Genomic DNA, 24,557 nt, shown 5'->3' with positions numbered 1-24,557 from the left:
TCGAGAGGCCAATGGAACGACTTGCTGACGACGACCTGTCACGGCTGCTCCTGATCCGGTGCTTCGAGCGGAAGCTGCTCGACCTGTTCGGCCAGGGCGTGCTCAACGGCACCACGCACACCTGCCTCGGCCAGGAGTACGTCCCCGTCGCGCTGCGGCCCCTGCTCGGCCACGACGACTGGGTGTTCAGCAACCACCGCGGGCACGGCCACTACCTGGCCAGGTTCGACGACCCCGAGGGGCTGCTGGCCGAGATCATGGGGCGCAAGGGCGCCGTGTGCGACGGCGTGGGCGGCAGCCAGCACCTGCGGCGCGACCGGTACCTGTCGACCGGCGTGCAGGGCGAGAGCCTGGCCGTGGCGGCGGGCGTGGCGTTACGCCTCAAGCGCCGTGAACCCGGACGGATCGCCTGCGTCCACATCGGCGACGGCACCTGGGGCGAGGGCGCCGTCTACGAGGCGCTCAACCTGATCGCGCTGTGGCGGCTGCCGGTCCTGGTGGTCGTCGAGAACAACGGCATCGCCCAGTCCACCCCCACGACGGCGCAGCTGGCGGGCACGATCGCGGCCAGGGCGGCGGCCTTCGGGATCCTGCACCAGCGCCTGGACACACCCGATATCTCAGAGATCAGGGGTAGTGCGGGGCCGCTGATCGAGGGCGTGCGCCACTCGCAGCCCCTCGTGCTGGAGTTCGTCACCCACCGGGTCGGCCCGCACAGCAAGGGCGACGACACGAGAACGCCCGAGACGCTGGCCCAGGTGCGCGACTGGCACGCCGAATATCCCGACCGCGACCAGCTGGCCCGCCTGGAGGCCCTGGCCCAGGAGCGGGTGGACGCCCTCGCCGCCGAGGTGGCGGCCCGCCCGATGGCGACCTGGACGGCCGCGTGAGAGTCGGCGAGAACCTCAACGCCGCACTGCACGGCCTGCTGTCCGACGACCTGTCCGTGTACGTCATGGGCGAGGACCTGCTCGACCCGTACGGCGGCGCCTTCAAGATCACCAAGGGCCTCTCGACCCGCTTCCCCGACCGGGTCCTGGCCACCCCGCTCAGCGAGGGAGCCATCGTCGGCGCCGCCTCGGGGCTCGCGCTGGCGGGCGACAAGGCGATCGTGGAGATCATGTTCGGCGACTTCGCCGCGCTGGCCTTCGACCAGATCGTGAACTTCGCCGCCAAGTCGGTCACCATGTACGGCTCGCGCGTCCCCATCCCGCTCGTCATCCGCTGCCCGTCCGGCGGCAACCGCGGCTACGGCCCCACCCACAGCCAGACGCTGCAGAAGCACTTCATCGGCGTCCCCGGCCTGTCGCTGTACGAGATGTCGCCCTTCCACGACAACCGCGCCCTGCTCGGCCGCATGCTCGCCACCGCCGCGCCCTGCCTGCTCTTCGAGGACAAGGTCCTCTACACCCGCCAGATGTACGGCGAGCCGGACGTGGACGACCTGTTCAGCTGGGACCTCGTCGGAGACGTGGCCCGCGTCTCGCTGGACGGCTCCGCCGACTACGCCCTGATCGTCCCCGGCGGCGTGGCGCACCGCGCGATCTCCGCGATGCGCATGCTGCTGCTCGACCACGATCTCGCCGGGACCCTGCTCGTGCCCTCCCGCCTTTACCCCTTCGACGTGGAGCCGCTGGTGCCGCTGCTGCGGGAGGCCGGGCTGGTGTGCGTCGCGGAGGAGGGCACCGCGGGCGGCACCTGGGGCTCCTATCTGGCCGCCGAGCTCCATCCCAGGCTGTGGGGCTCGCTGGCCCGCCCGATCAGCCTGGTCAGCTCGGCCGCCAGCGTCATCCCCACGGCCGCCCACCTCGAACGCGACGTGCTGGTCCAGGCCGAGACGATCCGCGACGCCGTACTGGAGGGCCTGCGTGGGTGAGATCCGGATGCCCAAGCTCAACACCAACGACGCCGAGTACACGCTGCTGGAGTGGCTGGCCGAGGACGGCGCCCGGGTGGAGCGCGACGACCTGGTAGCCACGGTGGAGACGTCCAAGACGGTGGAGGAGCTGGCCAGTCCCGAGCAGGGGATCCTGTCGCACGCCCTCGCCGCGGGGAAGACCTGCGCCCCCGGTCAGGTGATCGCCCGGGTAGGGGAGAGGAGCGCGCCCCGGCAGGACACGCAGGTCACGGCCGATGGGCCCGTCATCACGGCGCCCGCCAGGGAACTGCTCGACGAGCTGGGCATCGACCCGGCGCGGGTGCGGGAGCTCGGGGTCAAGGTGGTGCGCCGGGCGGACGTGGAACGGCTGGCCGCGGGGAAGGCGGAGCCGGAGACGCCCAAGGAGCCCGGCGGCCAGGAAACGCCCGAGAAGCCGAGCGGCCAGGTCAGGTCGCTGCCGAAGCACCAGCAGGCCGTGGCACGGACGGTCAGCCTGTCGCATCGGACCGTCCCCGCCGGATATACCGCGATAAAGGTGGATGTGGGGGCGGCGCTCCAGCGAGCCCGCGAGGTGACCAAGCAGGTCAGGAAACTGGTCGGCCTGCCGGACCTGCTCGTCAAGGCCGTGGCGCACCTCCACGACGACTTCCCGCTGTTCTTCGCCCACCTGGTCGACGACACCACCGCCGAGCTCGCAGAAGAAGCGCACGTGGGCGTGACCGTGGACCTGGGCCAGGGGCTCTACATCCCGGTCATCAGGGACACGGCGGGCAAGACCGTGGAGGAGATCGCCGAGGAGTTGGCCGGGTTCCGGCGGCTGGCGCAGCACGGCGGGTTCCGCGAGGAACACCTGTCCGGTGGCACCATCACCGTCACGCTGCACCACGACGCCGACATCGTGATGGCCATCCCGATCGTCTTCCCAGGCCAGGCGTGCGCGCTCGCGCTCACCTCGCCGCAGCGCGACGGCGACCGTACCGTGGCCGCGATCGGACTGGCCTACGACCACCGGCTGCTCAACGGCAGGGATGTGGTGCTGTTCCTGCAGGCGCTGAAGGAGCGGCTAGAGGCGCCCGAGAGCCTGTAGCCCGACCAGGTCGTCGGGCAGCGCGTCCGGGCTGCCGTCGAGCAGCCTGGGCAGCCGCGAGCGCAGCGCGACGATCGCGAGCACGGCCATCGCCACGGCGAACAGCACGTACATGAACCCGATCCCGCGCCCCGCGCCGGTGCCGATGACCGAACCCACCGTGGAGGCCAGCGGCCCGCCGGGAGTCAGCAGCGGGTCGAGGACGGCCGCGCCGTACGGGGCGACGAGCCCGAACCCGATCGGCAGCGTGGACCAGGCGATCAGCGTGTTGAGCGCGAACACCCGCCCGTGGAACCGCTGCGGCACCTTGACCTGCACGATCGTGGCGTAGACGCCGTTCAGCAGCGTCACCCACAGCGACATGCCGAACGCCCCGACCCCGATCGTCACCAGGTCGGCCCGCAGCCCGGTCACCAGCGAGAACGCGGCCAGCGCCAGCGTGCACCACAGCACGGCCCGCATCCGCCCGCCGCCGGGCCCACCCCAGGCCGCCATGGTCAGGCCGCCGAGGAACACCCCGAGCCCGGAGGCGAAGGAGATCCGCCCCACGTCCGGCAGCGACGCGAACGACAGCACCAGCGGCGAGATCATCAGGAACAGCGGCGACAGGAAGACGTTGAGCACCGCGAAGAAGACCAGCATCTGCCGGAACCCCTGGTCGCCCCATGTGTAGCGGAAGCCGGCCGCCATCTCGGCCAGCACCGGCTCCTTGCGCCGCCACGCCATCGCCGCGGGGAACCTGACCAGCGCCGTCACCGTGATGGCGAAGGCGTAGCTGACCACGTCGAGCACCAGGATCCCCCCGAGCCCGATCACCGCCATCAGCCCGACGGCCGCCAGCGGCACGATCAGTTGCGTCATCCCGGTGGCCATCTGCACCACACCGTTGGCGTGCCCCAGGTACCGCTTGGGCACCAGCTGCGGTACGGCCGAGCCGTACGCGAGCCGCTGGAAGGTGAGCGCGACGGACAGCAGCCCGAGCAGCGGATAGATCTCCCAGGTGTGCAGGTTGCCCGTCCACAGCAGCAGGCCGAGGCCGAGCTGGGTGGCGACGGCCGCGGCGTCCCCGGCGAGCATGACCGTGCGGCGGCTGGCCCTGTCGACGACCGCGCCCGCCAGCGGCGCCGTCACCAGGCCGGGCACGAGGGCGACCACGGCCAGCAGGGCGAACTGGGCGAGCGAGCCGGTGGTCAGGTAGATCCAGATCGGGATCGCGAACTCGGTGAGCGCGGAACCCAGGATCGACACCAGCTGCCCGGAGGCCACGGCGAGGAAGCGGCGCATGCTGGGTTGCGGTCCGCCTGACACGGGCCTGTCAGTGCGCGAGACTCCGTGCAACCGCCAGGTGTCCCCGCCCGGCTTGGAGTCCAGGGCCAGATGGGTCGTGGTGACGATCTCGGCCAGCTCGGTCGCCCGATATTTCAGGAAGAAGTGCCCGGCCTCGTCCAGCTCCACCATGGCGGCCGTCGGGCTGAGGAAGTGCCACTCGCGGTAGCGCTCCTGGAAGTAGTCGGTGGCCGGGTCGCGCTCGCCCGCGATGCCGATGACCGGGGCGCGCAGGCGTTCGACGCCGTTCTGGAAGAGCCCGGTGAAGTACTCCTCGGCCGCCTGGCTGTCGCGGCGCATGTTGCGGATGATCTGCCGGGCCTGTCCGGGTTCGATGTCGGCCATGTCGACGCCCATCGAGGTCAGCCAGTTGGCGTAGCCGCGATCCCCGCGCAGCCGCTCGCTCAGCCGGGACAGCAGCGCGCCCCGCGGCCGGGCGAACGGGAAGATCGCCCCGATGTAGACCGCGTCCAGCTCGCGCCCCGCGGCCTCGAGCCGCCGGGCGATCTCCACGGTGAGCGCTGAGCCGACGCCGCAGTGCCCGTACAGCGCCAGCGGCCCCTCGACCTTGGTCAGGATCTCCTCGACGCACCTGGCGGCCACCTCGTCCAGCGGCAGGTGCTCCTCGTCCAGCCCCACGTCGTGCCCGGGGATCGCCACCGCCCACAGCGCGTGCGTCTCGGCCAGCGCGTCGGCCAGCGGCTGGTAGACGATCGCGCTGCCGCCGCCGTACGGCACGCACACGTAGGTGAGCTCGGGTGCCCTGGTACGGCGGGCCGTCAGCTCGTGGACCAGCCCCCGGTCGGCCGTCGCCGTGCCGTCCAGGAGGGCGGCCTGCCCGCGGATCGTGGGGTGCTTGAACAGGTCGATGACCGCGATGGGCCCGAGCTTGCGGAGCTTGGCCACGACCTTGATGGCCAGCAGCGAGTGGCCGCCGGCGGCGAAGAAGTCGTCGTCGATCCCGCACGCCCGGCCGAGCACCTCCTGCCAGGCGGCGGCCACGAACCGCTGGGCCTCGGTCTCGGGCTCCGCCTCGATCGTCCCGGCGGCGGCCTCGGGCGCGGGCAGGCGGAGGCGGTCGACCTTGCCGTTGGCGGACAGCGGGAGCCGGTCCAGGGCGACGAACAGGGCGGGGACCATGTAGGCGGGCAGGGTCCCAGCCAGGTGGGCGCGCAGGTCGGCGGGGTCCGCGTCGCCGACGACGTAGGCGACCAGCGCGTCCTCGTGCTTGGTGACCACGGCCTCGGTGATTTGGGGGTGGCGGGTCAGGTGGGCCTCGATCTCGCCCAGCTCGATGCGGTAGCCGCGGATCTTCACCTGGAAGTCGGCGCGGCCGAGGATGTCCAGCGAGCCGTCGGGGCGGTAGCGGCCCAGGTCGCCGGTCTTGTAGAGGCGCTCGCCGTGGCGCGTGACGAACGACTGCGCGGTCCTGTCCGGGTCGCGCCAGTAGCCGTCGGTCACGCAGATCCCGCCCGCGTAGAGCTCGCCTGGCACGCCCACCGGCACGTCGCACAGGCCCGCGTCCAGGACGTGCGCGCTCTGGTTGGCCAGCGGCCTGCCGTACGGGATGGACTGCCAGGACGGGTCGACCTCGCCGATCGGGTGGTGGATGGACCAGATCGAGGTCTCGGTGGGGCCGCCCAGCGAGATCACCTCGGCGTCCGGGGCCAGGGCGCGGATGCGGTCGGGGAGCGTCAGCGGGATCCAGTCGCCCGACAGCATGACCAGGCGGAGCGAGGTGAGGTCGGCGCCCTCCGACTCGGCGTGGTCGACCAGCAGCTCCATCAGGGCGGGGACCGAGTTCCACACCGTGATGCGGTGCTCCTCGACGGCCCTGGCCCAGGCGGCGGGGTCCTTGTCGGCGGCCGGGTCGTTCATGACCAGGGTGGCCCCGGCGGCCAGCGAGCCGAACACGTCGTAGACGGACAGGTCGAAGCTCAGCGCGGCCAGGGCGAGGAAGCGGTCTCCTGGACCGACGCGGAAGCGGCGGTTGCAGTCGCGGATCGTGTTCAGCACCGCCCGGTGCGGCACCATCACCCCCTTCGGGGTGCCGGTGGATCCCGAGGTGAACAGCACATACGCCAGATCCTCGGGACGCGACATGCCGGAAATGTCGCCCGAGGCATCGTCCTGGTCGGTGACGGCGATGCGGGTGAGGCCGTCTGGCCAGTCGAGCTCGCCGTCCAGCCGGGGCTGGGTGAGGACGATGCGGCACTCGCCCAGCGCGAGCAGCTCGTCCCTGCGCTGCGCGGGCAGCCCGGCGTCGATCGGCAGGTACGCCGCTCCCGCCTTGTGGACCGCCAGCGCGGCCACGATCTGCTCCCACCCGCGCTCCATGACGATCGCGACCAGCTCGCCCGGGTCGTCGCCGAGCCGGGCCGCCACGGCGCTCGCCAGCCGGTCGAGCTCGCCGTACGACAGCTCGCCGCCCGGGTGGACGACGGCGGGGGAGCCGGGCGAGGCGGCGGCCCGCTCCTCGAACGGCTCGTGCAGGCACAGCGGCGGGCCCAGGTCGAGCGCGGTGTCGTTCCAGCGCTCGCGCTCGGCCCGCTCCTCCGGGGTGAGGATCTCGATCCGCGACACCGGCGCGTCCGGATCGGCCACCACGCCCGCGAGCAGCGTCGCCAGGTGCCCGCCCAGCCGCTCGATCCGCTCCCTGTCGAACAGCGCGGTGTTGTAGACGACCAGGAACGAGCCGTCGCCCCCGGTGTACAGCTCCAGGTCGAAGCGCGTGGCCCAGTTGCGCAGCTCGAAGGCCGCCACGCCGTCGGGCTCGCCCGCGTAGTTCTGCATCGCGAACAGCACCTGGAACAGCGGCGACCGCGACACATCGCGCGGCACGTTCAGCTCCGACACCAGGCGCTCGAACGGCAGCTCCTGGTGCGCGTAGGCGTCCATCGCCGTCTCGCGCACCCGCCCGAGCAGCCGCGCGAACGACGGGTCGCCCGACAGGTCCACCCGCATCGCCAGCATGTTGACGAAGCACCCGACCAGCCCGTCCAGCTCGGCCGGCCCCCGCCCGGCCACCGGCGTCCCCACGGCCACGTCGTCCTGCCCCGCGTAGCGGCCGAGCAGCGCCGCGACGCCCGCGAGCAGCACCATGTACGGCGTGGCCGCATGCGCTTCCGCCAGCCGCGCCAGCCCCTCGGTCACGTGGCCGGGCAGCGTGAAGGAGCAGGCGGCGCCGCGATGCGTCTGCTCCGGCGGGCGCGGCCGGTCGGCGGGCAGGTCCAGCGGCGCCAGCCCGGCCAGCCGTTCCCGCCAGTACGCAACGTCGCCGGCCGCCTCCGGGCGGGCGCGCTGCCAGGCGGCGAAGTCGCCGTACGACACCGGCAGGGCGGGCAGCTCCTGGCCCGCGCAGGTGGCCAGCACCTCGCGCATCAGCACGCCGGTCGACCAGCCGTCGGCGGCGATGTGGTGGACGGCGAGCGCCAGCACCGGGTCCGCGCCGGCCTGCCGTACCAGCAGCGCCTTGAGCGGCGGGCCGACGGCCAGGTCGAACGGCTCGGCCAGGAAGGCGTCGACGAGGTCGCTCGCCTCGTCCTCGTCCTCCGCGTCCGCCGTGGTCAGGGGTACCTCGGCGGTGTCCGCGAGCTCCATGGCGGGGCGGCCGTCGTCCGTCGCGGGGAAGCGGGCGCGCAGCGGCTCGTGGCGGTTCGCCACGGTGTTCAGCGCGACGGCGAGGGCGTCCTCGGTCACGGGGGTGCTCAGGCGGCGGACGTACGGGATCGTGTAGGCGGCGTTGCCGGGGGTGTACTGCTCCATGAACCACAGCCGCTCCTGCGCGAACGACAGCGGCGGCGGCTCACCCTCGGGCAGCCGGGGGATCGTGGGACCGCTCCGCCGCTTGCGCAGCCGGCGGCTCAGCAGCTCGCGCTGGGCCTGGCTCAGCTCGGTCACGCCGGATCCTCCAGATTCATCCAGGTCACGAGAGGCTCGTCCGGGTCACGAAGGATCCTCCTGGTTCAGCAGCGCCTGGGCCTCCTCGTCCGAGAGGGAGGACAGCTCGGCGACCAGGGCCTCCTCGACGGCCGTCGCCAGGTCGGCCACGGTACGGCGGGCGAACAGGGTTCGGATCGGCAGGTCGATCCCGGCGATCGCGCGCAGCCGGGCGGCGACCCTGACCGCCAGCAGGGAGTGGCCGCCGAGCGCGAAGAAGTCGTCGAACGCCCCGACCTTCTCGGCGCCCAGCACCTCCTCCCACACCTCGGCCACCAGCTCCTCGGCCTCCGTGCGCGGCGGGGTGTCGCCGGCGCCCTCCTGCCGTCCAGGCTCGGGGAGCGCCGCCCGGTCCACCTTGCCGTTGGGGGTGAGGGGGAGGGCGTCGAGCGTGACCCAGTGGGTGGGGATCAGATGGGGCGGGAGCCGTTCGGTCAGGTAGGCGGGCAGGTCGTCGGCCTCGCCGACGGTGTAGGCGATCAGCTCGCCGTCCCCGGCCTTGACCGCGGCCTGCCGTACCTCGGGATGGGTGAGCAGGCAGTGCTCGATCTCGCCCGGCTCCACGCGGAAGCCGCGCACCTTCACCTGCTCGTCCACGCGGCCCAGGAACTCCAGCTGCCCGTCGGGCAGGAGCCGGACCCGGTCTCCGGTCCTGAAATATCCGTCGATGAAGCGCTCCGCGGTCAGATCCGGCCGCCCCAGATACCCGCGGGCGACTCCCGCCCCGCCGATGTACAGCTCACCCGGCACCCCCGGCGGGACAGCAAGCCCGCGAGCGTCGAGCAGCCGCACGGTCGTGGCGTCGATCGGCCACCCGATCGGCGGATCAATCCCCGGGCCGGGCGGGGTGCCCGGCGTCGTGGGCCAGTGGGTGAGGTCGCAGGCCGTGGCGACGATCGTCGTCTCCGTGGGGCCGTAGGTGTTGATCACGCGGACCCGGTCGCCGAAGCGCTCCTGCCAGCGGGCCAGAGCGGAGGCGCGCAGCTGCTCGCCGCCCAGGATCACCAGGCGGAGCGCCTGCGGCCAGGCGACGTCCTCTATCAGGTCGGCGAGCTGGTGGAAGTAGGCCGTCGGCAGGTCGAGCACGGTGATCGCCGGGTCGGCCGCCAGCAGGTCGGGCAGCGTGGCGCCCCCGTCAGGCAGCAGCACCACGCTCGCCCCCGCCGCCAGCGCCGGGTACAGCTCCTCGGCGTGGGTGTCGAAGCTCAGCGACGCCAGCTGCACGATCCGGTCGCCGGGCCGCAGGCCGTACTCCCGCCGCATCCACCGCACCCGCGCGGCCAGCCCGCGCTGCTCGACCTCGACGCCCTTGGGCGTCCCGGTCGAGCCGGAGGTGTAGATCACGTACGCGAGCCCGTCGCCCGCGCGCGGGGCCTGCCCGGTGAGCTCCACGGCGAGACCCTCGCCGACCACGACCTCGGCTCCCGAGTCGGCCACCATGTGGTCGAGCCGCCCCGCCGGGTACGCGGGATCGAGCGGCAGATACCCGGCGCCCACCCGCCAGGCGGCGAGCATCGCCACGACGGCCTCGACGGACCGCCCGGCGCGCACCCCCACGAGCCGGGCGCCGGGCAGCTCGGCGGCCAGCGCCTCGACGCGCCGCTCCAGGTCGGCGTAGGTGACCTCCTCATCGCCGCAGACCAGGGCCACCCGATCGGGGTGGGCGGCCGCGGCCTCGGCGATCCAACGAGCCACAGACCCCGAAATTTCTGGAGATATCGCCCCAGCCGACCCTGCGACCAGCGCCGAGTCCTCCGCCGTCAGTACCGGCAGCGAGGAGATGCGGGCCTGACCCCGCGCGGGATCCGCCATGGCCTCGAGCAGAACCCGGTACCGCTCCGCCAGCCGTACGACGGTGTCGTGGTCGAAGAGCCCCGCGTCGTAGCCGAAGGCCAGCCGGAGCCTGCCGGGCGCCCGCCAACCCTCCAGGATCAGGTCGAACTTCGCCTGGAGGTATCCGTCGTCGAAGTAGGACATCTCCAGATCGCCCAGCGAGTCCTGGTCGCCTTCCGCGCCCTGGCTGTTCAGCGTGAGCATGGTCTGGAACATCGGCCTGCGGCTGATGTCCCGCTCGGTCCCCAGCAGCTCCTCGAACGGCACGTCCTGGTGCGCCATCGCCCCCAGCACGACCCCGCGCGTCCGCAGCAGCAGCTCGTCCACCGTCGGATCCCCCGACAGGTCACCGCGCAGCACGATCGTGTTGCTCAGATAGCCGACCACCGGCTCGAGCTCCACCCTGTCGCGCCCGGCGGTGGGCGAGCCGACCAGCAGGTCGTCCTGCCCGGTGTGCCGGGCGAGCAGCACCTGATAGGCGGCGAGCAGCACCATGAACAGCGTCACCCGCTGCCGCCTGGCCGCCTTGTCCAGCGCGGCGGCCAGGTCCGCGGGCACCTCGAGCACGTGCGAGCCGCCCCGCGTGGGCCCAGGCCGGTGCGGCCTGTCGGTGTGCAGCCGCAGCGTCGGCGGATCGGCCAGCCGGTCCCGCCAGTACTCCAGGTCCTTCGGCCTGCCCCGCTGCCACCTTGCGATGTCACCGTGCTGTACGGCCGGCGGCGGCAGCTCGTGGCCCTGATAGAGAGCGGCGAGGTCGTCGAGGAAGACGGTGATCGACCACCCGTCGGCCACGATGTGGTGCAGCACCACGCACAGCACGTGGTCGTCGTCGCCCAGCCGCACCACCGCGACCCGAACCGGCGGCGCCACCCCCAGCTCGAACGGCGCGTTCGTGCGCGCGGCCACCAGCCGCCGCGCCTCCTCCTCGCTGTCCGCCTCGAGCCACTCGATGCCGCCCCCGGCGAACCCGGAAGGTCCCGAGGGCGGCTCGACGACGGCGATGGGGCGGCCGTCGACCTCGGGGAAGCGGGTGCGCAGGGACTCGTGCCTGGCCTGCAGGCCCGTCAGAGCGGCCGTGAGCGTCCGCCGGGACAGCGGTCCCCGCAGGCGGCGGACGATGTACATGTTGTACGAGGCGTCCCCGGGGTCCAGCCGGTGCAGGAACCAGAGGCGCTCCTGCGCGGGCGACAGCGGCGGGTTCGTGCCGGGCGGGCGCGGCGTGGGCCCGCCGGGCGAGACGCCGGGCAGGGCCGACACGGCCGAGGCGAGCCCCGCCACGGTCGGATGCATGAACAGCGTCCTGAGCGGCACGGCCTTGCCCAGCGCGGCCAGCCGGGCGATCACCTGGGTGGCCAGCAGCGAGTGGCCGCCGAGGGCGAAGAAGTCGTCGTCCGCGCTCACCCGGTCCACCTTGAGGGTGGCGGCGAAGATCTCGGCGATCCGGCGTTCCTCCTCGGTCGCGGGCGGGCGGCCACGGCCGGGGGCGGGCCGGTCGGGCTCGGGGAGCGCGGCCCGGTCGAGCTTGCCGTTCGGCGTCATGGGCAGCGCCTCGACGGGGACGACCACGGTGGGCAGCATGTAGCCGGGCAGCTGCGCGGCGGCGCGCTCCAGCAGGTCGGGCGGATCGCCCACGACGTAGGCGACCAGGTCGTCGCCGCGCGCCAGCACGGCGGCGGCGGACACGGCCGGATGCTCCTGCAGCACGGCCTCGATCTCGCCCAGCTCGATCCGGTGCCCGCGCAGCTTGATCTGCCCGTCGGTGCGCCCGAGGAACTCCAGCGTCCCGTCCGCCAGCCACCGCACCCGGTCGCCCGTCCGGTACCAGCCGTCCACGAACCGTTCGGCCGTCAGCTCAGGCCGTCCCAGGTACCCGCGGGCCACCCCCGCCCCGCCGATGACCAGCTCCCCGGCCACCCCGATGGGCGAGGAAAGCCGGATCAGGGTGTTGGGCAGGGGGCGGCCGATGCGGACGCGCTCGGGGTCGGCGGGGACCTCCCAGGCGGTCGACCAGATCGTCGTCTCGGTGGGCCCGTACATGTTGAACAGCCGCGAGACCCGCGCCCGCAGCCGCCGGGCCAGCGGCAACGGCAGCGCCTCGCCCCCGGCCAGCGCGACCAGCCCGGCCGGGTCGAGCCCGCCGTCCAGCAGCATGGTCCAGCCCGACGGCGTGGCCTGCACGTGCGTCACCCCGCTGCGCGCGACGAGCCCCGCCAGGGCGGTCCCGTCACGGACCGTCTCGTCGTCGGCCAGGACCAGCCGCCCGCCCGTGACCAGCGGCAGGTAGAGCTCCAGCGCCGCGATGTCGAACGACAGCGACGTGCTCCCCAGCCACGCGTCGTCGGGCCCGGCCCCGAGCAGCTCGCCCACCCCGCACACCAGGTTCGTCAGCGCGGAGTGCGGCACGACGACGCCCTTCGGCTTGCCGGTCGAGCCCGAGGTGTACAGCACGTACGCCGCCCGCACGCCCGGCGGTTCCCCCCGCCGCTCCACGCCCGACGCGGACACCACCAGGTCCGCGCCGGAGTCCGCGAGCACGAACGACACCCGCTCGGGCGGCAGGGCCGGATCGATCGGCAGGTAGGCCGCACCGGTCAGCATCACCCCGAGCAGGAACCCGGGCAGCTCCACCGACCTGGGCAGCCGCAGCGCCACCAGCGAGCCGGGCCCCGCGCCCTCCGCCGACAGCTCCGCGGCCACCTGCCTGGCCTGCTCGGCCAGCTCGCCGTACGACAGCCACTCCTCGCCGCAGCGCACCGCGACCACGGCGGGGTGCTGCTCGGCCTGCCCCAGCACCAGCTCGGCCACGCTCGCGTCCGGCACGGCCGGCGACGTGCCATGCCAGCCGCCCATCAGCTCCCGCTCCGCGGCGGGCAGCAGGTCGAGCCGCGACACGGGCGTCTCGGGGTCCGCCACGACCGCGTCCAGCAGGGTCTGGAAGCGGGCCGCCAGCCGGGCGATCGAGTCGTGGTCGAAGAGCTCGGCGGCGTAGTAGAACGCGCCGAGCAGCCCTTCGTCGCGCGGCCACAGGTCGAGCCGCAGGTCCACCATGGCCGGCGGCACGCCGTGCGGGAACGGCTCGCTGGCCAGCCCCGCGAACGTGGCGGCCTCGCCGTACCCGGCCGCGGAGGTGTGCAGCGCCAGCATCGCCTGGTAGAGCGGCGTGCGGCTGAGGTCGCGCTCGATGTCGAGCGCCGACAGCACCCGCTCGATCGGCACCTCGCCGTGCGACAGCCCCGCCATGACGACCTTGCGCGTACGGCGCAGCAGCTCCGTGAACGTGGGATCGCCGGAAAGGTCCCCGCGCAGCGCCAGCGTGGAGGCGAACAGCCCGACCATCGGCTCGAGTTCAAGCCGGTCGCGGCCCGCGGTGGGCACGCCCACCACCACGTCGTCCTGCCCGCTGTGCCGGGCCAGCAGCACCTGGTAGGCGGCGAGCAGCACCATGAACGGCGTGCACCGCTCCGCCCTGGCCAGCGCCGACAGCCGCTCGACCAGCGGCGCGTCCAGGCGGAAGCCCACCTCCCCGCCCGCGCTGCCGCGCCTGGCAGGCCGCGGCCTGTCGGTGGGCAGCTCCAGCGTGGCCGCGCCCGCCAGCGCCGTCACCCACGGCGACACGTCGGCCTCGACCGCGCGCTGCCGGCCGGCGTACTCGGCGTAGGTCAGCGGCAGCGGGGCGAGCTCGCCCCGCCGGCCTTCGTAGCTGCGGGCCAGATCGTCCATGATCACGTTCAGTGACCAGCCGTCGGCGATGATGTGGTGCAGCACCAGGCAGAGCACGTGATCGTCGTCGTCCAGCCTGACCAGCGTGACCCGCAGCGGCGGCGCCTCGGCCAGGTCGAAGGGCGTGTGCGTGCGCACGGCCAGCAGCCGCTCGGCCTCCTCCGGCGAGGCGTCGACCCGCTCGACCGGCACGGGGCCCGGCGGGTCGACCACGGCCGCGGGCAGGCCGTCCACGTCGGGGAAGCGGGTGCGCAGTTGCTCGTGCCTGGCCACCACGTCGGCCAGCGCCCGCGTGAGCGCGGGGACGTCGAGCGGCCCGCGCAGCCGGCGCACCACCGCGACCCGGTAGGCGGGATCGGCCGGGTCCAGCCGGTGCAGGAACCAGAGCCGCTCCTGGCCGTAGGAGATCATGCGCGCAGCTCGCTGACGGCCGCGGCCACGCCGGTGACCGTCGGGTCGTCGAGGAACACGTCGAACGGCACCTCCACGCCCAGCCGCTTGCGGATCCTGGCGCCGATCTGGGTGATGGTGAGCGAGTGGCCGCCCAGGTCGTACAGGTCCTCCTCCAGTCCGAGTTCGTCGAGCCGGAGCACCTCCATCCAGATCTGCCGCACCTGCTCGACCACCTCCGGGTCCACCCCGTCCCTTGCGCCCGCCTGGGCGACCGCCGGCGCCTCGGTAGCGACGGCCACCGCGGCGTGCGGCACCTGGTCGGGGTCGGCCGCCAGCACCTCGCGCAGGTCGGCGGCCACGCGCTCGACCGTCGCGCGGTCGACGACCTCGGGGTTGTGCTGGATGCTCAGCCGGAATCCGTCGGGGGAGTCCACGGCGAGCAGGTTGAGCACGCTGCGGACCGTGCCGCCCGCGAGCTGCCAGTCCGCGCGGAAGGCCAGTCCGGGGAACTCGGGGTCGGGCGCGCGCCGCCGGTAGCTCACCGACACGGGCGTCAGCGACGTCCGCGGCCTGATCCCGCCGACCGCCCGCGCCACCGGCACGTTGCGGAAGGCGTTCACCTCCCGCACCTGCGCGCGCAGCTCGGTGGCCAGCTCCCTGAGCGTCCGCCCAGGGGCGGAGTAGAAGGGCAGCTCGGTGGCGAACATGCCGATGTCGTCGCGGGTCCGCTCGTCCCTGGTGGACATGGCCACCGCCACGGCCGCCTCGGCGTTGCCGTACCGGTGGAGCAGCGCGTGCACCGCCGCCAGGAAGACCTCGAACCTCGAGAGCCCGGCGAGGTCGGGCAGGTCGAGTGCGACGTCCACGGTCTCGGGGCTGCCGGACCGCGGCGCCACCGGCCGCCCGGCGATCACCACGGTGGGGCTCTCCCGCCAGTGCTCCTTCCAGTAGTCGACGGCCTCGGGCGGGATCGGGACGGCCTGGCCGTACGGCATGGGCCGCGGCGTGAGCGTGGCACCCGCGTAGGCCCGGGCGAGGTCGGCGACCAGCACGTCCTTGGAGACCCCGTCGAAGACCAGGTGGTGGGCGACGAACAGCAGCACGTGCCTGGTGGGGGAGACGGCGGTGAGCGTGAAGCGGGCGAGCGGCCCGCGCGCCAGATCGAAGGGCCGGGCGAGCTCCTCGGCCACGAGCGTGGAGCGGACCTCTACGGCCGGCGGTGCGGGGGCGGGGACGATGTGCAGGTCGCCGTCGCGCTCCTCGAAGGCGGAGCCCAGGATCGGGTGCCGGGCCAGGACCGCCTCGCAGGCCGCCGCCATCGCCCGATCGTCGAGCGGGCCGTCGAACCACAGGGCGAAGGGCATGTGGTAGCCGGTGCCGTGCATCACCTCGGTGATCCACATCCCGTGCTGCGCCTGCGACGCCAGGACCATGCTCACTCCTCTGCCATTCGGCGCAGTTCCGTTTTCAGGACTTTTCCTGAGGTGTTCCGCGGCAGTGCGTCCACGGTGAGCAGCCGGGTGGGCAGCTCGTGCTGCGCCAGCCGTTCACCGAGGAAGGCCCGCACGTCAGGCAGGCTCAGCGGCGAGCGAGCCACCACGGCCGCGGCGACGGCCATGCCCATGACCGGGTGCGGGATCCCGAAGACCGACGCCTCGGCGACCGCGGGGTGCTCGTGCAGCGCCGCCTCCACCTGCAGCGTGGACACCTTGAAGGCGCCCGACTTGATCACGTCGCTCTCCCTGTCGAGCAGGTAGAGGTAGCCCTCGTCGTCGAGGTAGCCGAGGTCGCCCATACGTACCCAGCCGTCGCGGAAGGTGTCGCGATCCCCGCCCAGGTAGGCGCGGGGATGGGTGGCGGCCTTGAGCCAGACCTCGCCGTCCTCGTCGACCTTCAGCCGGCTGCCTCCTGCCGGGCGGCCCAGGGCTCCGGGGCGCTCGGGGTCGTAGATCATGATGGTCTGGGCGGGGGACGCCTCGGTCGAGGTGTAGTAGTTGGCCACGGTTGCGTTCGGGAAGGCCGCGGTCAGCTCGGCGGCCACGCTGGGCGGCAGCGCCGCCGCCGCGGAACCGAGCAGCAGCACGCTCGACAGGTCGAACCGTTCGTGCACCCGGGCGCCGAGCAGCTCGATGGCCATGGCGGGCACGACGAACACGGTGCCCGCGGCGTAGCTCTGGATGAGCCCGGCGAACCTGGCGGGAGTGAACAGCGGCGGGGTGACCACCGTCGGGGCGGCGGTCAGCGCGTGCATGAGCATGACCTGCCCGGCGTTCGTCCCGATCGGGAACGCGTGCACGAGGTGCCGGGAATGGGCGAAGGGGCGGCGCTTGGGGTGGACCGGGGGCGAGGTGAGGTTCGCGTGACTCGCGGTCACGCCCTTGGGCCGGCCGGTCGTGCCGGAGGTGTAGAGGATCTGCGCGGGAGCCAGCGGATCGAGGTCAACCCCGACCGGTCCCGGCGGGCCGTCGACCGCCTCCCGCAGGGTCATCGTGGCCCCGCAGTCCCGCACGAGCGCGTCCAGCTCCGGCTCGGCCAGCCGGTCCGACATCGGCACCGCGACCGCGCCCGCCTTGAGCACCGCCATCCAGGTCACCGCGTAGCCGACCCAGTCGCGGGCGCCGAACACCAGCGCCACCCGGTCGCCCCGGCGTAAGCCCCGTTCGAGGAGGCCGCGGGCGGCGGCGTCGGAGCGGTTGTCCCACTCGGCGAGGGTCAGGCTGCCCGCTCCCGCGACGACGAGCGCCTCGTGGCCGGGGTCGGCGGCGGCTCGTTCCGTGAGGAGAGTGGGGACGGGAAGGGCCGAAGGAACCACCCCCAGAATTAATTTTCGGACTGCCGCAAGACGCTAGAAAAAATGCACAAATGCGTCAACCCCTTACCACGAGCCGCTTGCCGCAGTCAGGCCCCACGTGACACACTCGGCCCGAAATTCCCTGATTAGGGAGGGTATGACCTGGTGGAACTCCGCGAACGGCTCGCAAACATGATCGCCAAGGCCACGGACGGCGAGGTGGAGCCCGCCGACGTGCTGGCGGGGCAGGCCAGGCTGGCCGACCTCGGGGTCACCTCGCTCGCCTTCCTCAGGCTGATCGACCTGGTCGAGGCGGAGTTCGGGGTGGAGCTCGACCCGGCCGCGCTGGGCAGCCTGGACGAGCTCGCGGCCTACCTCCGGCAGCATGCTTGACGCGCCGCTCACCTGGGGGCAGCAGGACATCTGGCGTGCGGTCGAGGGGGCGCGCCCGCAGGAGCAGTACCTCAACATCGCCCGGGTCTTCGACGCGCCCAAGCGGCCCGTCACCGTGGAGCGGGCCAGGCAGGCCATCGGGCGGTTGGTCGCCCGGCACGAGTCCCTGCGCACGCGCATGGGGCGCGATCCGCGGCAGGTCGTGCACGAGAGCGCGGACCCGTGGATCGAGGTGGTCACGGAACCCGCCCAGCGGGCCGCCGACCGGCTCGCCGCGACCCCGTTCCGCTATTTCGAGGAATGGCCGATAAAGGTCGCCTTGACTGTAGATGGGGGATATGTCCGTCAATTTGCGATTGTGCTGTGCCATCTGGCGGCCGACGGGCACGCGGCCGACCTCATCGTGCGGGACCTGCGGCTGCTGCTGATCCGCGACTCCTTGCCGGAGGCGACCTCGGCCACGCCCAGGGAGCTGGCCGCCTGGCAGCACTCGGAGGAAGGCCTGCGGGTCTCGCGGGCCGCGCTCGACTTCTGGTCGTCCGAATACCGGCGCATCGACCCCATCGGTCCCCTCGGGGGCTCGGTCGGCGAACCGCGCTTCCGTGAGGCGACCATGCGCTCCACGGCGCTGGCCGTCGCCTCCCAGTCGGTGGCCGCCCGCGCGGGGGTGAGCTCCTCGACCGTGCTGCTCGCGGCCGTCATGCGGCTCGTGGGCGGGCTCACCGGGCAGCGCCACTGCGGCATGCGGGTCATCGTCAACAACCGCCACACGCTGCCCGACGTGGTCTCCACGGTCTCGCAGGAGGCCCTGGTCGTGCTCGACCTCAAGGACCCAGAGCCGTACCGGCACGCCTGGAGTACGGCGGTGCGCGCCTACCGCCAGGCCCGCTACGACCCGTATGCGATGGAGGCCATGGTCGCCCCGATGGGTCCGGAGGTCAGGTCCTTCGGGTGCTTCAACGACCAACGTCTGGTGCACCGCGACGCCCCGCTCGACGTGCCCGCCCGGCCCACCGAGCTGGCCTGGACCGACGCCATGGACCGCAACGTCTGCGACTTCCGCCTGCACGTCGGCGGCGAGCCCGACCGGATGGAGGTCTCCCTCTACGCCGACACCGCCCTGCTCGCGCCGCCGGACATCGAGGCCTACCTGCTCAACCTGGAATCGCTGCTGGTCGAGGAGGCCGCCCGATGAGTCTCCACTCCGTCCTCCAGGGGGACTCGCTGCACCTGCCGGTCCCTCCCGGTACGGCACGCGTCACCGTGACCGACGTCCCGTCCGGGCGGGTCGTACACGAGGAGGACGTGCGGGGCGGCGCGTGGACGCTCAAGGTCGGCCGCGACTGGCCGAGCTCCCTCTACCGGGCGGGCGACGCCTACGTCGTGGTGCGGCCCGTGGTGCCCACGTCGCCGATCGTGGTGTCGGTGCCGTTCCCGACCTGGGAGGCCTACAACCGGCCAGGGATCCCGGGGGAGGGGCTCTACCAGTCCGAGCAGCCGGACCGGGCGGTCAAGGTCAGCCTCGACCGGACCGGCGCCGGGCCGCAGATCGAGGAGTGGGAGCTCGGACTACTGCGCTGGCTCGGCCCCGCCGGGTACGACGTGGACTACTGCTCGGGGCTCGACCTGCACCGTGACGGGCTCGCGGCGCTGAGCGGCTACCGGCTGCTGGTGATCAACGGGCACGACGAGTACTGGTCGTGGGAGATGCGCGACGCGGCCGAGGCCTTCGCCCGCCAGGGCGGGAACATCGCCATCTTCTCCGGCAACACCTGCTGGTGGCAGGTCCGCTTCGAGGACGACCTGCGCACCATGGTCTGCTACCGCGACGCCGCCGCAGACCCGGTCGAGGACCGCTCAAGGACCACGGTCGAGTGGCCGTCGGAACCCGTCAACCGCCCGGAGAACACGCTCACCGGCACGAGCTTCCGCAACGGCGCCGGATGCTGGGTCGACTCCCGCGTCATGGCCACCGAGTCCTACACCGCGCACTTCAGCGATCACTGGGTGTTCGAGGGCACCGGCCTGCGGGACGGCGAAACCTTCGGCCGGGGCGCCCTCGGCTATGAGACGGACGCCGCGGACCTGGAGTGGGTCTCGGGCGTGCCACAGGCCACCGGCCGCGACGGCACCCCGCCGTCGTTCGTGGTGCTCGCCGCCGCGGACCTGTCGCACTGGCGCCGGTATGGCAAGGGCGGCGCGGCCACCATGGGCATCCACCGCCTCGGCGCGGGCACGGTCTTCAACGCGGCCACCATCAACTGGGGCAACACCCTGCACGACCCGGTCGTGGCCCGCGTCACCCGCAATGTCCTCGACCGCCTCTCCCGGGCGCGGACCCCCACCTGGGACGCCATCGGCCGCACCCCCGGCGCCCCGCTCTCGGGCCCCATCGGGGACCGCGGGACGGCTCCTCGGGCGATGGTGGTCTGCGAGGGGCGGATCTACGCCTCGTGCGCGGACGGCACGCTGCGGGTGCGCGACCTGTGCGGGCAGAACCTGCGCTGGCGCACCGTCGACGAGACCGACGCGGTGGCCCTCGCCGTCCCGCGCGAGGCCCACGGCGGCCCACCCGCCGGGCTGTACGGCGTGGCGCCCGACGGCACGATCCGCTACCGAGACCCGGCCGACGCCAGGACCGGCTGGCAGGACGTGAGCCGCGCCCCGGAAGGAACGGCCGGGCTGGCCGCCGCCGACGAGAGCCTGTTCGCCCTCGCCGAGGACGACCTGTGGCACCTGCCCATCCGCGACCTGTCACACCCCACCTGGACCCGCGTCGAGGGGGCCGCGATCCCGCGGGCGACGAGCCTGACGGCCATGAACGGGCGCCTGTACGCCATCGTTGGCGACAGCGTGCTCTCCAGGCCCGTCGCCCGCGACAGGCCTGGAGAGCACGCCTCCTGGCAGGAGATCGCCCCCGCCGGGGGATGCACCGTCCTGGCCGCCTCCCACGGCCACCTCGTCGGCGCCCACCCGGGCGGCCTCCTCCGCTGGCGCCCGCTCGCCTGAGCCGGTCAGGGGAGGTCGCTCTGGTAGGCCAGCCACTGGGCGTAGTGGTGGATCCCGTAATCCAGGTCCACCTCGGGCCGCCACCCCAGGTGCTCGGCGGCGGGCTCCACGTCCATGACCCGGGCGGGCTCATCGGTGGGGGTCACCTCCGAGGCCACGGGCCGCACCGCCCGCCGTACCGCCTCCGCGAGGTCGGGCAGCGACACGGGCGCGGCGCCGGCGACGTCGAACGTGCCCCGCACCCCCGACTCCAGGGCCGCGATCACGGCTCGCGCGACATCACGGACGTGCACGAGCTGTACGGCAGGCCCCCGAGCCCGCAGCGGACGGTTGAGCGACGACTGGAGCACGAGCTCGGCCAGGGGCCCGCGCTGCGGCATCCCCGGCCCGTACACCTCGCCGAGCCGCAGCACCACGGCGTCGTTCACGACGATCTCCGACGCGCCGACCCGGACCCGCGCAGAACCGGCCTCGGCCACCGGGTGGCCCCGGTCGGTCAGCGCGCGGACGAGGTGGCCCCGGTCAGTGAGCGCGTGGACGAGGTGGCCCCGGTCGGTCAGCGCGTGGACGAGGTGGTCCCGCAGGAACCCCGGCTCGGCGGTGACCGTCACGGACCCGCGAGACGCCGGGCGGGGCGTCGCCGCGAGCCCGGCCTCCAGCCCGTCGCGCGCCTCGGCCTGCCACGCCTCCGACCTGCGGCCCAGCTCTCTGGACCCCATCGCGTGGCAGTACCCGCCCGGCCCCATCGTGGCCAGCGCTCTGTCCACGAGGTCGCCCTCGGCGAGGTCGCCCGCGTGCGCGACGCCCATGGTGAACGCCGTGATCCACAGTTGTGACTTCCCCCGCACCGAGAGCCCGAGCCCGTCGAGGTAGTCCTCGCACAGCACGTCCCGCCCGTTGATCGCACACTGGGCCACCCCGCGCTTGAGAAAGGGGATCACCGGCAGATCGGGCAGCACGTCCTCGCTCGTAGCCGGGTCGTCGGCCACGAAGCACGGCGAGCGGCGCAGCCCCTGGAAGTCGTTGTCCACCAGGCTCGCCAGGTCCTCGTGCTCGGCCAGGCTGGGCACCGCCACGTACACGGGCACCCCCGCCTGGCGCAGGTAGCGGCCCATCAGCACGTCGTCGGGCCAGGTGTCGCCCCGTTCGCGGGCCCACGCGACGTACCCGGCCGCCACCTCGCGTGGCAGCAGCAGCGCGGCCACCGGCGTGTACTCGCTCGCCCCCGGCACCCACCGCGCGCCCGCCAGCGCGCCCATCCGCACGGCCGCGCCGTTCCTGGAGTTCCAGAAGGCGAACAGGGCGAGCGCCGCGTACGGCAGGGCCGCGGCGGCCCGCTCCGCCCGCTCGAAGAACCCCGACGACAGCACCATGTCGTCGTGCAGCAGCACGTGGTGCGTGGCCTCCTCCGGGACGCTCGACCAGGCCAGCAGCGAAGTCCTGAAGGCCGACGGCCGCCCGCCCGGGTCGGGATCGGTCACCACGTCCAGCACGTCACCGGCCAGCCGTGCGGCCGCCTCCCGCCGCTTCGGGTGCGCCATCACGGCGCCGGTGAGTCTCACGTTCCCAGGCATGCGCCTGCCGGAAGCTCGCCCGACTCCAGCATCGCCAGCGCGTCGCGCCGGTCCTCGCCCTCCCACTGGACCGCCCGCACCACCAGCAGCCCTTCGCCGCAGGCGACCAGGACCCCGGCCGTCCCCGTGGACCACACGGGCGCCAGGATCGTGCCCGCGGGCGCCTTGCTCTCGCCCCACTCGACCAGGTCGGCCGTGTGCACCCACAGCCGCCGTCCGCCGAACGAGGTGAAAGCCCCCGGGTACGGGTCGGCCAGCGCGCGCACCCAGTCGTAGATCTCGCTCGCGGGCCTGGACCAGTCGATCAGCCCGTCCTCGGGCCTGCGCCGCTCCCACCACGACCCGCCGGCCGGCTGCGGCCTGGCCACCACCTGTCCGGCCAGCAGCAGCGGGATGTACTTGGCGAGCAGCTCGATGTTGATCTCGGTGACCTTGCGGTAGACCTCGGTCACGTCGTCGCGGCGGCTGACCGAGAACTCGCGCTGCGCGATGATCTCGCCCGTGTCCGCCCCCGAGTCCAGGTAGAACAGGCTGACCGCGCTGGTGTCGAGCCCCTTGATGATCGTCCACGGCAGCGGCGCCCGCCCGCGCCCCTCGGGCAGCCGGGTCGGGTGCAGCCCGATCGCGCCCAGCGGCGGCAGCGACAGCAGCGGCTCCCGCACGAGCTGCGACCAGCCGGCCACCACCAGCAGGTCGATCCCGCGGCCCATGACCTCGTCGTAGGTATGGCCGTCGTTGATGTCGGCGGTCTCCAGCAGGGGGATGCCGTGCCGTTCCGAGGCCTCCTGGAGCGGGGCGTAGCCGGAGCGGTGCTGCAGCGACGGCGGATACCCGATGAGCAGCGCCGGGGGAGTGCCCTGTTTGGCCAGCACGTCCACGGCCGGCGCCGCGAACTCCATCCCGGTGGCGAACGCGAACGACTTCACAGGACCTCCCTGAGGACGCCGAATGCCTCGGCGTGGGTCACTCCGATCTCCGCCCCGCGCAGCGTGGCCAGAGCCGTCACCGATTCCTCGCTTCTGATGTGGGGGGATGGCCGGTACTGCGACTTGTACCCCCGCAACGCCACCAACTTAGTCTCGATAAATCGGCTTATGTCGCAATAAGCGGTTGAGCGGGGCATCGGCTCCGATGCCCATTGAATTTTTGACATCTCATACATGAAGACGTTCGGCACCAGCCATTTGCCGAACTGCGGCGCGATCGGGCGGGCCGCGGCGAAGGCGGCGTCGAACACCGCACGGTGATCCTGGTCGTAGTCGGCGAAGCTGGGCACCAGCAGCAGATCCGGGCGCCGCTGGTTGAGCGCGCGCTCGAACAGGTCGACCAGCTCCCGCCTCGGCAGCGTGTCCAGCCGCTCGGTCAGGTCCCGGTCACCGTACGCGATCTCATAGGTGAAGCCCAGCGTCTGGCGGACGTTCTCGATCTCGTCGAGGCGCTGCTCGTAGGTGGTGGCGCCGTCGAGGCCGTAGTGGTGCATGCCGTCCACGGCCAGATAGAGGATGTGGACGTCGGCGCCCGCGGCGGACTGGGCGGCCAGCAGGCCGCCACAGCCCAGAACCTCGTCGTCGGCGTGCGGAGAGATGACTAGTACGCGGTCATAGCGGCGCATTCACTGCCCTTCGGTCCTCGCGCGCGCGGTAGTAGTCGGCCGTACTCATGATCAGCTCGTCCAGCGGCACGCTCGGCCGCCAGCCGAGTCCGGTCGCCGCCCGGAGCGCCGGGATCTTGTGGAACGACTCGGCCTCGAAGTAGTGCGGGCCGTGCACGCTGCGACCGTCGACGCCGACGATCGGCGACGGGCTGTCCAGCAGGCTCTTCACCCGCTCGGCCAGATCCATGATGGTGATCGCGTTGGCCGGGTTGCCGACGTTGATGATGATGTCGTCGGTGTCGAGCGCGGCGTCCATGTGCTCGACCAGGAACCTGGTCAGGTCGTCCGCCGCGATGAACGCCCTGACCTGCTCGCCGCCGGCGAAGACGGTGATCGGCTTGCCCGCCAGGGCCTGCTGGACGAAGGTCGGCATGACGAACCCGCCCGCCCGCGACTGCCGCGCCCCCGCCACGTTGAACGGGCGGATCACGATGCCGCGTAAGCCGTGCTGTCTGCTGTTGGAGACCATGGCCTCGGCCAGGGTCTTGGCGATGGCGTACTCGATGCGGGTGTTGTACTGGGTGGGGACGACGATGTCGTCCTTCTCGTCCAGCACGCCGCTGCGTCCGTAGACCTCGGCCGAGCTGAACATGCACAGCGGCACTCCGGCCGCGATGCACGCCTCGATGACCGGGGCCGTGCTGCCGATGATGTCGTGGCCGAGCCTGCCCGCCCTGGACAGGATGCTGGCGGGTCCGACGTACGAGGCGGCGTGGACGACGCGGTCGGCGCCGTCGAAGTCGCCGCCTCGCGCGAGGTAGTCCTCTACGCGCTGCCTGATGACCGTGCAGCGCGGGTCCGCGTCGTAGTCCTCGCCGTCGATGACCGCGCCCGCGTTCGAGTCGATGATCCGGACCTGGTGGCCGGCCGCCAGATAGGCGTCCACCAGGTGTGAGCCGATAAATCCGAGACCGCCCGTGACGACTACTTCGCCACTTGGAGCTCCCACGGGGCCGCCT

Annotated in this window: 14 protein-coding genes; 6 read left to right on the top strand and 8 right to left on the bottom strand. The window is 72.9% G+C overall.

The features are described 5' to 3' along the window. The first annotated feature begins 11 nt into the window (after nucleotides 1-11). Genes ACIBHX_RS27445 through ACIBHX_RS27435 form a run of 3 tightly spaced genes read left to right on the top strand, consistent with a single transcriptional unit; the run spans nucleotide 12 to nucleotide 2,966 of the window. Nucleotides 12-890 carry a thiamine pyrophosphate-dependent dehydrogenase E1 component subunit alpha gene (locus ACIBHX_RS27445; protein ID WP_397070131.1) on the top strand — a complete coding sequence of 293 codons (879 nt, stop codon included), beginning with the start codon at nucleotides 12-14 and terminating at the stop codon, nucleotides 888-890. After that, entirely contained in the window at nucleotides 887-1,876 is a 990-nt protein-coding gene (locus ACIBHX_RS27440) for an alpha-ketoacid dehydrogenase subunit beta (RefSeq protein ID WP_397070130.1), read from the top strand. Before ACIBHX_RS27445 ends, ACIBHX_RS27440 begins: the two co-directional genes overlap by 4 nt. Then, on the top strand, nucleotides 1,869-2,966 hold the full coding sequence (locus ACIBHX_RS27435; RefSeq protein WP_397070129.1) for a 2-oxo acid dehydrogenase subunit E2: 1,098 nt from the start codon (nucleotides 1,869-1,871) through the stop codon (nucleotides 2,964-2,966). Before ACIBHX_RS27440 ends, ACIBHX_RS27435 begins: the two co-directional genes overlap by 8 nt. On the opposite strand, the gene ACIBHX_RS27430 is transcribed toward ACIBHX_RS27435, so the two are convergent. From ACIBHX_RS27430 to ACIBHX_RS27415, 4 genes are read right to left on the bottom strand one after another with little or no spacing between them, the layout of a single operon-like run. Then, nucleotides 2,943-8,192: an amino acid adenylation domain-containing protein gene (locus tag ACIBHX_RS27430; protein ID WP_397070128.1), complete on the bottom strand. Its 5,250-nt coding sequence runs from the start codon at nucleotides 8,190-8,192 to the stop codon at nucleotides 2,943-2,945. The two genes, ACIBHX_RS27435 and ACIBHX_RS27430, sit on opposite strands and share 24 nt — an antisense overlap. 45 nt (nucleotides 8,193-8,237) lie before the next feature. Then, nucleotides 8,238-14,195 (bottom strand): amino acid adenylation domain-containing protein, encoded by a 5,958-nt coding sequence (locus ACIBHX_RS27425; protein ID WP_397070127.1) that lies wholly within the window; start codon nucleotides 14,193-14,195, stop codon nucleotides 8,238-8,240. After that, the gene (locus tag ACIBHX_RS27420) at nucleotides 14,192-15,610 is read right to left on the bottom strand and encodes a condensation domain-containing protein (protein WP_397070125.1); all 1,419 of its coding nucleotides are present in this window, start codon (nucleotides 15,608-15,610) and stop codon (nucleotides 14,192-14,194) included. The genes ACIBHX_RS27425 and ACIBHX_RS27420 overlap by 4 nt, the downstream gene beginning before the upstream one ends. 2 nt (nucleotides 15,611-15,612) lie before the next feature. Further along, nucleotides 15,613-16,989: a class I adenylate-forming enzyme family protein gene (locus ACIBHX_RS27415; protein WP_397070124.1), complete on the bottom strand. Its 1,377-nt coding sequence runs from the start codon at nucleotides 16,987-16,989 to the stop codon at nucleotides 15,613-15,615. A 144-nt stretch (nucleotides 16,990-17,133) separates the two neighbouring features. Here ACIBHX_RS27415 and ACIBHX_RS27410 point away from each other — a divergent pair, with 144 nt between their 5' ends. The 3 genes from ACIBHX_RS27410 to ACIBHX_RS27400 are packed head-to-tail and all read left to right on the top strand — an operon-like array spanning nucleotide 17,134 to nucleotide 20,370. Further along, the gene (locus tag ACIBHX_RS27410) at nucleotides 17,134-17,361 is read left to right on the top strand and encodes an acyl carrier protein (RefSeq protein ID WP_397070122.1); all 228 of its coding nucleotides are present in this window, start codon (nucleotides 17,134-17,136) and stop codon (nucleotides 17,359-17,361) included. After that, the gene (locus ACIBHX_RS27405) at nucleotides 17,354-18,556 is read left to right on the top strand and encodes a condensation domain-containing protein (RefSeq protein ID WP_397070121.1); all 1,203 of its coding nucleotides are present in this window, start codon (nucleotides 17,354-17,356) and stop codon (nucleotides 18,554-18,556) included. Before ACIBHX_RS27410 ends, ACIBHX_RS27405 begins: the two co-directional genes overlap by 8 nt. After that, nucleotides 18,553-20,370, top strand: a complete 1,818-nt coding sequence (locus ACIBHX_RS27400) for a N,N-dimethylformamidase beta subunit family domain-containing protein (protein WP_397070120.1) — start codon at nucleotides 18,553-18,555, stop codon at nucleotides 20,368-20,370. The genes ACIBHX_RS27405 and ACIBHX_RS27400 overlap by 4 nt, the downstream gene beginning before the upstream one ends. 5 nt (nucleotides 20,371-20,375) lie before the next feature. Here ACIBHX_RS27400 and ACIBHX_RS27395 read toward each other — a convergent pair whose 3' ends face one another. Genes ACIBHX_RS27395 through ACIBHX_RS27380 form a run of 4 tightly spaced genes read right to left on the bottom strand, consistent with a single transcriptional unit; the run spans nucleotide 20,376 to nucleotide 24,547 of the window. After that, the gene (locus ACIBHX_RS27395) at nucleotides 20,376-21,932 is read right to left on the bottom strand and encodes an NAD-dependent epimerase/dehydratase family protein (RefSeq protein ID WP_397070119.1); all 1,557 of its coding nucleotides are present in this window, start codon (nucleotides 21,930-21,932) and stop codon (nucleotides 20,376-20,378) included. Next, nucleotides 21,929-22,870, bottom strand: coding sequence for a methionyl-tRNA formyltransferase (locus tag ACIBHX_RS27390; protein WP_397070118.1), 942 nt, complete (start codon nucleotides 22,868-22,870; stop codon nucleotides 21,929-21,931). Before ACIBHX_RS27390 ends, ACIBHX_RS27395 begins: the two co-directional genes overlap by 4 nt. Then, nucleotides 22,867-23,556 (bottom strand): PIG-L deacetylase family protein, encoded by a 690-nt coding sequence (locus tag ACIBHX_RS27385; RefSeq protein WP_397070117.1) that lies wholly within the window; start codon nucleotides 23,554-23,556, stop codon nucleotides 22,867-22,869. The genes ACIBHX_RS27390 and ACIBHX_RS27385 overlap by 4 nt, the downstream gene beginning before the upstream one ends. Next, the gene (locus tag ACIBHX_RS27380; RefSeq protein WP_397070116.1) at nucleotides 23,543-24,547 is read right to left on the bottom strand and encodes an NAD-dependent epimerase/dehydratase family protein; all 1,005 of its coding nucleotides are present in this window, start codon (nucleotides 24,545-24,547) and stop codon (nucleotides 23,543-23,545) included. The genes ACIBHX_RS27385 and ACIBHX_RS27380 overlap by 14 nt, the downstream gene beginning before the upstream one ends. Nucleotides 24,548-24,557: the final 10 nt, after the last annotated feature.

The organism is Nonomuraea sp. NPDC050536 (assembly GCF_044457685.1).
Classification (GTDB): domain Bacteria; phylum Actinomycetota; class Actinomycetes; order Streptosporangiales; family Streptosporangiaceae; genus Nonomuraea.
Note: the sequence above shows the minus strand (reverse complement) of the source record. Positions and strands in the feature narration are given on the sequence as shown.

Excerpts from the sequence above, each read along its gene's own strand:
- ACIBHX_RS27405 (WP_397070121.1), top strand. The coding sequence starts at position 17,354 with ATGCTTGACGCGCCGCTCACCTGGGGGCAGCAGGACATCTGGCGTGCG.
- ACIBHX_RS27400 (WP_397070120.1), top strand. The coding sequence starts at position 18,553 with ATGAGTCTCCACTCCGTCCTCCAGGGGGACTCGCTGCACCTGCCGGTC.
- ACIBHX_RS27385 (WP_397070117.1), bottom strand. The coding sequence starts at position 23,556 with ATGCGCCGCTATGACCGCGTACTAGTCATCTCTCCGCACGCCGACGAC.
- ACIBHX_RS27420 (WP_397070125.1), bottom strand. The coding sequence starts at position 15,610 with ATGGTCCTGGCGTCGCAGGCGCAGCACGGGATGTGGATCACCGAGGTG.
- ACIBHX_RS27425 (WP_397070127.1), bottom strand. The coding sequence starts at position 14,195 with ATGATCTCCTACGGCCAGGAGCGGCTCTGGTTCCTGCACCGGCTGGAC.
- ACIBHX_RS27445 (WP_397070131.1), top strand. The coding sequence starts at position 12 with ATGGAACGACTTGCTGACGACGACCTGTCACGGCTGCTCCTGATCCGG.